Annotated in this window: 4 protein-coding genes and 1 pseudogene; 2 read left to right on the top strand and 3 right to left on the bottom strand. The window is 72.5% G+C overall.

The genetic code is table 11. The annotated features are described in order from the left end of the window. Positions 1–197: 197 nt before the first annotated feature. Positions 198–343, bottom strand: a pseudogene (locus AC2VNT_RS01785) (sulfurtransferase); the annotation flags it as partial. A gap of 118 nt (positions 344–461) precedes the next feature. Here AC2VNT_RS01785 and AC2VNT_RS01780 point away from each other — a divergent pair. Beyond that, the gene (locus AC2VNT_RS01780) at positions 462–1,655 is read left to right on the top strand and encodes an NAD(P)/FAD-dependent oxidoreductase (RefSeq protein WP_486945225.1); all 1,194 of its coding nucleotides are present in this window, start codon (positions 462–464) and stop codon (positions 1,653–1,655) included. After that, the gene (locus AC2VNT_RS01775) at positions 1,652–2,215 is read left to right on the top strand and encodes a class I SAM-dependent methyltransferase (protein WP_486945224.1); all 564 of its coding nucleotides are present in this window, start codon (positions 1,652–1,654) and stop codon (positions 2,213–2,215) included. The genes AC2VNT_RS01780 and AC2VNT_RS01775 overlap by 4 nt, the downstream gene beginning before the upstream one ends. Here the strand turns inward: AC2VNT_RS01775 and AC2VNT_RS01770 are convergent. Both AC2VNT_RS01770 and AC2VNT_RS01765 read right to left on the bottom strand, forming a co-directional pair. Then, positions 2,206–2,826, bottom strand: a complete 621-nt coding sequence (locus AC2VNT_RS01770; protein WP_486945223.1) for a peptidoglycan endopeptidase — start codon at positions 2,824–2,826, stop codon at positions 2,206–2,208. The two genes, AC2VNT_RS01775 and AC2VNT_RS01770, sit on opposite strands and share 10 nt — an antisense overlap. A gap of 127 nt (positions 2,827–2,953) precedes the next feature. Further along, positions 2,954–3,888, bottom strand: a 935-nt coding sequence (locus AC2VNT_RS01765; RefSeq protein WP_486945222.1) for an acyl-CoA dehydrogenase family protein, incomplete at its 5' end; no start/stop codon positions are given.

The raw sequence follows: 3,888 nt of genomic DNA, 5'->3' as shown, positions 1-3,888 counted from the left end.
CCACACCCGTGCGTCCAACCCCGCCGGAGTCTCGGGACGTCGTTCAAGACGGGTCGGTAGGCTCGTCGACGGGTTTGCCAACTGTCTGGTCGGTAGTCGGTGGCGTGCTGTAGGAACAATCGTATGAATCTGGCGTCATGGGCGGAGCGCGAGCCGAGCGGGGAGAGCGGTGCCCGCTTCCGGACGGCTGTGTATGCGAGGGAGACATACACCGCACCGGGGAGATGCCCTGCAGGTAAGCCGAGTGCCCGTCCGGCTCGTCGTGCCGCCGGCGCACGTCCAGGGTGGTCAGACGATCACCGGCCCGGATCAGCTCGGCCAGTTCCGCCGGGGTGTTCAGCACCCGGGCCCGAGGACGACGTGACCGACCGCTCCGTCACCGGGCGGGGCCGGCACCCGCTGCCGTGCGGCCACGACGTGCAGACGGCGGCGCGCCACTGGCGGGCCGCGGGGTGAGGACGATGGCTGAAACCGCTGCAACCGTCGTCGTCCTCGGCGCCGGCATGGGCGGGCGGACCGCCGCCGAACGGTTGCGCGCCACCCTGCCGCCGACCGTGCGGGTCGAGCTGATCGACCGATCGTTCACCGCCAACCTGGGGTTGTCGGCGATGCGGGTGCTCCGTGGCTGGCGCACGCCGGAGGACGTGGCGGCGACCCTGACCGGCGCCGCGCTGCCCGGCGTGTCGACGACGACCGGCGAGGTCACCGGGGTGGACACCGACGCCCGGCTGGTGCGGTACCGGGATGCCGGCGGCGCGGCCGGCTCGACCGGCTACGACGCCCTGCTGGTGGCCCTCGGGGCCGACCTGGACACCGCCGCCCTCCCGGGGCTGGGCGCGGCGATCACCCGCGGCGTCGCCGGCCCGTTCTACACCGTGGCCGGCGCCGCGGAACTGGGCGACCGCGTCGACGCGCTGATGTCGGGCCGGATCGTGGTGCTGGTGCCGACGCTGCCGTTCAAATGCCCGCCCGCGCCGTATGAGGCGGCTTTCCTGATCGCCGAGCGGCTCGGCCGGCGGTTCGCCGACGGCGCCGTCCGGGTGGACGTGATCAGCTGCGAGCCGCGGCCGATCGCGGTCCTCGGTCCGGAGGTCGGCAGCGCGGTGGCCGGCATGCTCGACGCCCGCGGGATCGGGTTCCAGCCCGGCCGGCCCACCACGGCGATCGACGCCGATGCCCGGACGGTGCAGCTCGCCGACGGCACCACCGAGCCGTTCGACCTGCTGGCGGTCGTCCCGCCGCACCGCTCCGCGGCGGCGGCGGTGCTGCCCGGGGCGACCAACCCGGGTGGCTGGATTCCGGTCGATCCGGCCACCCTGGCCACCGCGATTCCCGGGGTGTGGGCGATCGGTGACAACAGCGCGCTGACCCTCGCCCACGACCTGCCGCTGCCCAAGGCCGGCATCTTCGCCGAGGAGGGGGCCCGGGTGGCGGCCGACCAGATCGCCCGCCACCTGGGCTACGACATCGCCGCCGCCCCCTTCACCGGCCGCGGCGGCTGCGTCATGGAGGTCGGCGACGGGCAGGCGGTGAAGATCGAAGGCGACTTTCTGGCCGCACCGGAACCGGCCGTCCGCATCTATCCGCCGAGCGCCGACCTGCATGCGGCCAAGGCGCGACAGGAGCGCGACTGGCTGGCCCGCTGGAACGGATGAGTGACGCCGACCGCGTCCGGTGGGACGACAGGTACGCCCGCCAGGGCGCTCCGCCGCTGGAGGCGATCGGGCTGGACCCGGCGTTCGCGCCCTACCGGGAGATGTTCCCGGCCGCCGGGCGTGCCCTGGATGTCGCCTGCGGTGCCGGGCTCGGCGCGGTGTGGCTGGCCTGCCGGGGTCTGGACGTGCACGGCCTCGACGTCTCCGCGGTGGCGATCGGCTGGGCGCGCGATCTGGCCCGCCGCAGCGGTCTCGGCCGTCACTGTCGCTTCGACGTCGCCGACCTCGATGACGGTCTGCCGCCCGGGTCGCCCGTCGACGTGATCTACTGTCGACGGTTCCGCGATCCGCGGCTGGACCGGGCGCTGACCGAGCGGCTGGCACCGGGCGGGTTGCTGGCGATCACCGCGCTGAGCCGGGTCGGCGGGGCGGCCGGGCCGTTCCGGGTGGCGGAAGGCGAGCTGCCGACGGCCTTCGCCGCGCTGGATCCGATCGCCGCCGGCGACGGCGACGGGCAGGCGTGGTTGCTGGCCCGCCGCGGCGCGGCGCCTCAGGGCTGAGGCGGGGCGGGCTCGCCCTCGGCGGGCGGCTCGAAGGCGGGCGGCTCGGCCGGCGGCTCGAAGGCGGGCGGCTCGGCCGGCGGCTCGAAGGGCGGCGGCGGGGCATCCGGGGCGACCAGGAAGTCGGCCGGCGGCGGCAGCTCACCGGGGGGCGGTGCGTCGTCCGGCGGGGGTGCGGGGAGCGGCGCGAAAGCCAGCTCGGCCGGCTCCGGCGCGGGCTCGGGGGCCGACGACTCGGTGTCCACCGGCAGGAACATGTGGTGGGTGAACTGCGGCTGGTAGGCGCCGCCGCCGCCGACCCGGACACCGCCGCCGGACTCACCGCTGGAGACCGGTGTTCCGTCCGGCAGCGTCACCGCCGTGTGGTAGCTGTTCCAGCCGATCACCAGGGCGCCGGGCGCGGTTCCGTACTGGAAGCCGCGGGACAGCAGGGCGGACTCCTCGTTGGCGGTGTGGAACCTGCCGCTGAACGCCGGACGGCCGCTGGCCACGTTTGACGTCCACGAGGCGAGTCCTGAGCAGTCGGTACCGGCCGGCGAATTACCGCCCGCGATGTAGGGGGTACCGGACACCTGCTGAACCAACGCTAACAGAGCTTCGAGACCAGACATGAGTCGGCACCGTAACAAGATTCTGGAGAGGTCCCCAAGTTCGTTCGGCGTGAAATGGTATGGGCTTCCTCACATTAAATGCTAACAATGTCGTGAGTTACACGTCCAGAATACATCTGGCGGTAGGTCAGGAACGTTTTTTTGCCGCCCTGACCAGGCCGGATCCGATGATCAGCCGCTGAATTTCACTGGTACCCTCGTAAAGTCGCAGCAACCGCACATCGCGGTAGATCCGTTCCACCGGCACGCCTCGGATGTATCCGCTGCCGCCGTGGATCTGCACCGCGAGATCGGCGACGTTATTGGCCATTTCGGTGCAGAACAGCTTGGCCGCCGACGGGGCGATCCTGCGGTCTTCGTGGGACACCCACCGGCGCGCGGCGTCTCGGACCATGGACCGGCCGGCCAGCACGCCGGTCTGCTGGTCGGCGAGCATCGCCTGCACCAGTTGGAAATCGCCTATCGCACTGCCGCCTTGGGTTGCGGTGGCCGCGTAGGCGACCGACTCGTCGAGGGCGCGTTGCGCGGTGCCCACCGCGATCGCCGCGATGTGGATCCGGCCGCGCGCCAACGACACCATCGCCGCGCGGTAGCCGATGTCTTCGTCGCCGCCGACCAGCGCGTCGGCGGGAACCCGGACGTCGGCGAAGTCGACGTCGGCCGTCCAGGCGCCCTCCTGGCCCATCTTGGCGTCCTTCACCCCGACCCGGAGCCCGGGCGTTTCGGCGGGTACCAGGAAGACCGCGATCCCGGTGCCGTTCTCGTCGGCCGGGCGGCTGCGGGCGAACACCACGAACAGCTGCGCGGCCGGGGCGTTGGTGATGAACCGTTTCTGGCCGGAGATCAGCCAGTCGTCGCCGTCTCGAACCGCTTTGCTGCGCAGCCCGGCGGGATTGGAGCCGGCCCCCGGTTCGGTCAGCGCGAACGATGCGACCACGGCTCCGGACGCCATCGCCGGCAGCCAGCGCGTCTTCTGTTCGTCGGTACCGAAGCCGGCGAGCACCTGTCCGGCGATCCCGTTGTTGGTGCCGAACATCGACCGCACCGCCAGCGAGGTGTAGC

This window comes from Mycobacterium sp. TH-M15, from assembly GCF_057473705.1.
The sequence above is the reverse complement of the archived record's forward strand: the minus strand, read 5'-3'. Positions and strand labels throughout refer to the sequence as shown.

Bases quoted from the DNA above. Each gene is read 5' to 3' on its own strand.
- AC2VNT_RS01780 (WP_486945225.1), top strand. From the start codon at position 462: ATGGCTGAAACCGCTGCAACCGTCGTCGTCCTCGGCGCCGGCATGGGC.
- AC2VNT_RS01775 (WP_486945224.1), top strand. From the start codon at position 1,652: ATGAGTGACGCCGACCGCGTCCGGTGGGACGACAGGTACGCCCGCCAG.
- AC2VNT_RS01770 (WP_486945223.1), bottom strand. From the start codon at position 2,826: ATGTCTGGTCTCGAAGCTCTGTTAGCGTTGGTTCAGCAGGTGTCCGGT.